Source organism: Williamsia sp. Y721, assembly GCF_059683565.1.
The window spans coordinates 728,335-733,440 of the sequence record NZ_JCASNH010000001.1; the positions used below are offsets into that span (position 1 = coordinate 728,335).

Below are 5,106 nucleotides of genomic sequence, written 5' to 3' on the forward strand. Positions count from 1 at the left end.
GTGGAAGGGAGTATCAACATGACCAACCCATTCGACGACGAGGACGGCCGTTTCTTCGTGCTCGTCAATGATGAGAACCAGCACTCGCTGTGGCCGACCTTCGCCGAGATCCCGGCGGGCTGGAACAAGGTTTTCGGCGAGGATTCACGGGCTGCCTGCCTCGAATACGTCGAGCAGAACTGGACCGATCTGCGGCCGAAGAGCCTGATCGACGCGATGAACGCGGACCAGACGAACAAAGACTGACAACGCGCACGAGGGGGACCGTCCGACGGACGGTCCCCCTCGTCGTTGTCTTCCGGGCGAGTAGGCGAACCGGATCGAACCGCCTCGTGAACTCAACCCCGCGCCGCGGCCGCCCGGCGGTAGGACAGAAGTGCCGGATAGGCGAAGACCACCAGGACGCCGACGGCCCAGATGAGGGTCTTGATGAGATTTTCGGCCACCGGTCCGCCGATGGCCAACGCCCGCATCGTTTCGATCGCGCATGTCATCGGTTGGTTCTGGACCAAAGGCTGCAGCACTTCCGGGTAGGCCTCGACCGGCGAGAACCCCGAATTGAAGAACATCAGCAAACTGGTGCACAGCGACATGATGGGCACCAGGGGAGCGTTTGACGCCGACATCGCCACTGTGAGAACGATGGTCGAGTACGCCGCACCGTAGAGAAGTGCCACTGCGAAGATCCCGACGGCCGCAGCCAGCCCTTCGTTGAAACGCCAGCCGATGAGCATTCCGGCCGTCGTGATCACGAGCGTTCCGACGAGGATCCGCAGCATTTCCACGGTGATCCGCGACGTCAGGTCGGCCCCGCGGTGGACCGGCATGACGTACAGGCGCGTCAGCAAGCCGGTTCGACGTTCACTGATCAGGCGGGTCCCGACTGCCAGCGAACCGAACATCGCCCCGACGAGCACCACCAGTGGAACAGTGCCGTATGCACTGTTCTGCCCGGTCGCACCGCCGACCGCGTCACCGAGCACCACCTTGAACATGACCATGCTCAGCAACGGGAACAGCAGACTCTGAATCAGGGTCAGCCGGTCCCGGGTGACAACTCGGAGCTGTCGTCCGGTGAGAATCTTCGAATGCGTGAGATAGGCGCGAAAACCCCGCTCGTCGGTGGCCCTGGCGGCCGGGAATCGTGTCGCGGCCGTCGTCGACCTTCCGCTGGGCGCGGCCGGTTGTTCCGTTGTGGCTTGTTCCGCCGCCTCCGCCGCGGTCTGTGCCGCCGCGATCTGACCGAGGTCCAGCCGGACCGTGGGGGCCTGCTGCATCGCCGGGGTCAGTTCCGCCGGGTCGAGGGAGTTCCGGTCGGTGATCCGGGTCAGTGGGCGCCCGGTCTGTTCGGGTGCCTGCGGGTATCTCGCGGCGGAATGTTCGGAGGTCCAGTCGGCCGCCGCCGCCCCGGGGGAAAGCAGGGTCCACGGACCGACGAGGGTCTGATGGGGGCCGGCATCGGCCCGGTCTCGTTCCTGCTGGGGAATGCCTGTTGTGGGCTGATCGCCGGTTCGGGTGCGACGCGGCGAAGGACTCGATCCGGCGGTATCGCTGCGCCACCAGTGCTGTTGGGGGGCGCCGTCGTCTCCTCTGTGCCTGCTCATCGTCGGCTGCTCCGGATCGTCACGAGGGCACCGGCGGCCAGACCCGCCACGGTGATGCCTGCCGCCCAGCAGATGGACGGCAGCGCCAGTTCCCAGGACACGTCGCCCGCGTCGAATCCACGCATCAGTTCGGTGAACTGTGAGATCGGCTGATTGCGCGCAAACGGCTGGATCCACTCGGGAAAGCGTTCTTCGGGCACGAACCCGGTCGAGAGCATTCCGAGGATCAACTGGGGGAGGGCAAGGGCCTGACTGGTGGCCGCTGGGTTCTTCGAGACGGCGCCGATCGTATCGGCGCCGAAGGCGAGAATCACGCCGACGACCATCGCGACCCCGATGAACCCGATGAAATCGACGAGCCCGGCGGTGGGCCTCCAGCCGATCACCAGACCCGAGATGATCGCCCACACCAGTGAGATGACCAACAGCACGACGTTCGAGGCCAATCGGGCCAACGGGGGGACAAAGGTGTTCACCGGCATACTGCGTAACCGGTTGGTCAGTCCCGTACTGCCGTCGTTCGCCGCACGCATCGCGGCCGACGTCGCGACGAAGCCCACCGACTGCAGGCAGATGACGGGCATGAGGAACTGCGCGTAGTCCATTCCGGGATAACCATCCATGATGGTTCGCAGCGGAATGTAGAAGCAGAGCGTCAGCAGTACGGGGGCGGTGATGGACAGGTAGAACTCGCCCTGTCGCTTCATACCGATGATGGAACGTTGGGTCAGGGCCCGCCATTGTCGGCCGGGTCTGACCGAGGGGCGGCGACCGCCTGCGGAGATGGCCACCCGTGCGGCGTTGGTCACTGTCATGCGTGCTCCGCGCCGTCGGCCGGACCTTCCGTCAGCTTGAGGAACACGTCGTCCAGTGACGGTCGCCGCAAGCCCACATCGGTGAGTTCTATCCCGGCGGAATCGGTGAGACGTACGACATCGACCAGCGTCTGCGTCGAACGCACCGCAGGCATGGTCAGCGAGTTGCGGTTCAGATCGATCCGTATCTCGTCGGCAGGCACGAGTTGGGTCAGCAATGCCTTGATGCGAGCGAGGTCGTCCGGGTTGCTCGTGACAACTTCACAGAACGTCCCACTGACCTGTTCCTTGAGTTCTGCCGCGGTGCCCTCTGCGATGACGCGGCCCTTGTCGATCACGACGATCCGGTCGCTGAGGAGATCTGCCTCCTCCAGGTACTGAGTCGTCAGCAATGTGGTGATCCCCAGGTCTCGCAGCGAGGTCACGATGTTCCAGACATCCTGACGGCTGCGCGGATCGAGTCCGGTCGTGGGCTCGTCGAGGAAGACGACCTCGGGCCGCACCACCAAACCGCACGCGATGTCGATTCTGCGGCGCATGCCACCGGAGAATTTGCCGACCCGTCGCGACGCGGCGTCGACGAGATCAAAGGCATCGAGGAGCTCGGCAGCGCGCTGCGCCGCCTCGGATTTGCTCAGCCCCATCAACTTGCCGAACAGCACCAGGTTCTCGCGGCCGGTCAAGGACTCGTCCAAAGCCGCGAACTGGCCCGTGAGCATGATCGAGGCGCGAACGGCGGCCCGGTCCCGGACGACGTCGTAGCCGGCGATGCGCGCAGTGCCCTCGTCCGGTGTGAGCAAGGTGGCAAGCATGTTGACCGTCGTCGTTTTCCCGGCACCGTTGGGACCCAGTAGGCCGAGCACGGTGCCGGTGGGCACCTCGAAGCTGACTCCGTCGACGGCCGTGAAGTCGCCGAAACGCTTCACCAGTCCGTCGGCAACCACGCCGTGCGTATGCGCAGCGACCGACACCTCGAACTCACCTGACCGGCTCGTTCGGGCACCACCACTGTGCTTAGCTTGCATTTCGATCCCGTCGTCATCTTGGTCACGCGGCGACGCGATCGCCCTTTACCTGACGTTATCGAACGTATCGCAGAATCCAGCAGTAACACCAAGTGGCCATCCGGCGATAACCCTCCCCAGAAAAGGAAAAATTCCGTTTTGCTTGGTAATAGCCTACAAATGCATAGTTTAGCGGCGTCGTTATGGGGGAATATCCCAGGGGCGCAGGCGGAATGTCGTGTGATAGGTGCAGTTTGATTAGCAGGTCGCGAAAGGGGTGGGCGTTGTGGTAACACAGGTCCGAGGTGATGACAAAGAGATGTATCCCATAGTCGGGGTACAGACCCTCCGAGGTCGGCGGGACCCCCGAGCCCTTACCGAACTGCTGGCCGTCGCGGCCGACGCCGCGCCCGACCGGCCCGCAGTGAGCGGAAGTGACTTCACGGTGACGTTCGCGGACCTGCGGGCACGCGCACAGGGCGCCGCCACCGCCATGACCGGTTCCCCACGCATCGACGACTCCGCGCTGACGGTCGCGCTGATGACAACCGTTCCGGGGCTCGCTGTGTCCGGCCCCCGTGCCCTCGAGGAGACGTTGGGCGCGATCCGGCTCCGGGCCCTGATCGTCCTCGCGGAGGCCTGAGCCGCGGGCGGTTCGCCGCACCCTGCATCGACATGCCGCCCGAGGGTGGGAGAAATCCTGTGGCGGTGGGCAAACTGCTGTTCCGGTGGCACCGAATCCCTTGACTCCGGTTCCGTCCGACGTCGGGTCTCGTCCTCTATACGTCCAGACGCCCTGATCTTGACGGTCAAATGTGACGGATTTCACATTTCGGTGATGTAACGGGTTTGCTCTAAACCTTTCCTTATGGTGCGTGTCCTGTGACCATGGGCTGTGCAAGGCCCTCTCAAGTCGCTGGAGGGCCCAGGTTTGGAGTGCAAATGGCTACCTCAACTGTTCGGTCCCACCACCAGGTCGCGGACAAGACTTCTGGACCTATCGAACTGCCCGATGCTGTCGCCCGGATCGCCGCCGCGACACCTGAACGCGTGGTGGTCCGTTACCGCGAGCGTGCGCTGACCTACCACGAACTCGATTCTGCGATCAGGCTGATGATGCCGGTGATCCGTGGTCAACGGATGGACGATCGGTCCGCGGTGGTGGCTGCGATCTTCGCAGGCCTGCCCGCTCTTGGCGGCGAGCCCGATCCCACTGTGGTGGCATCTGTCGTCGACGGAGCCGTCAGCGTCATATCCACCGACGTGGTCGACCTGCACAACACCATTGCGCCCGTTGCGCCGATGCATGCTGCCGGCACGAATGAGATCGACCTCCGCGTCATCGCCAGCCGGTTGTCCGGCGCCTGACCGACTCCCCAATCCGCCGTGAGTACTCCGGCGGATCTTCCCGTGCGCAGTCCTGCCGCACCCCGTGGGGCTCTCGTTGACGGATTTGTTCGTCTGCAGCGCCGCGCTGTGCTGTCCTGCGCTGCGTCCGGTCCCCGGCATGGAACCGCATCTGACAGATTTCCCTGTCTAACTACCCATTCGTGAAATTTAATTAGAGTGGTAAACAACCTCTGATCAGGCGAAATGCGGGATAGGCAGAGGCGTGGAGTTTGCCGTCGGCAGATGCATGTAAGCTGAGTTCTTTGTGTCCCGAGGCGAGCATTTCGTTCGAGA

At 63.8% G+C, this 5,106-nt stretch carries 6 protein-coding genes; 3 read left to right on the forward strand and 3 right to left on the reverse strand.

The features are described 5' to 3' along the window. The first annotated feature begins 18 nt into the window (after window positions 1–18). Window positions 19–246: an MbtH family NRPS accessory protein gene (locus AC56PL_RS03115; RefSeq protein ID WP_495514952.1), complete on the forward strand. Its 228-nt coding sequence runs from the start codon at window positions 19–21 to the stop codon at window positions 244–246. Window positions 247–338: 92 nt separating this feature from the next. On the opposite strand, the gene AC56PL_RS03120 is transcribed toward AC56PL_RS03115, so the two are convergent. From AC56PL_RS03120 to AC56PL_RS03130, 3 genes are all read right to left on the reverse strand, one after another. Beyond that, on the reverse strand, window positions 339–1,277 hold the full coding sequence (locus AC56PL_RS03120; protein WP_497153554.1) for an ABC transporter permease: 939 nt from the start codon (window positions 1,275–1,277) through the stop codon (window positions 339–341). Window positions 1,278–1,600: 323 nt separating this feature from the next. Next, complete coding sequence (locus AC56PL_RS03125; protein WP_495514953.1) at window positions 1,601–2,419, reverse strand: ABC transporter permease; 819 nt, start codon at window positions 2,417–2,419, stop codon at window positions 1,601–1,603. Next, window positions 2,416–3,390 (reverse strand): ATP-binding cassette domain-containing protein, encoded by a 975-nt coding sequence (locus tag AC56PL_RS03130; RefSeq protein WP_497152991.1) that lies wholly within the window; start codon window positions 3,388–3,390, stop codon window positions 2,416–2,418. The genes AC56PL_RS03125 and AC56PL_RS03130 overlap by 4 nt, the downstream gene beginning before the upstream one ends. A 352-nt stretch (window positions 3,391–3,742) precedes the next feature. Here AC56PL_RS03130 and AC56PL_RS03135 point away from each other — a divergent pair, with 352 nt between their 5' ends. Both AC56PL_RS03135 and AC56PL_RS03140 read left to right on the forward strand, forming a co-directional pair. Further along, complete coding sequence (locus tag AC56PL_RS03135) at window positions 3,743–4,066, forward strand: hypothetical protein (protein WP_495514955.1); 324 nt, start codon at window positions 3,743–3,745, stop codon at window positions 4,064–4,066. Between the two features lie 299 nt (window positions 4,067–4,365). Then, complete coding sequence (locus tag AC56PL_RS03140) at window positions 4,366–4,791, forward strand: hypothetical protein (RefSeq protein ID WP_497152992.1); 426 nt, start codon at window positions 4,366–4,368, stop codon at window positions 4,789–4,791. Window positions 4,792–5,106: the final 315 nt, after the last annotated feature.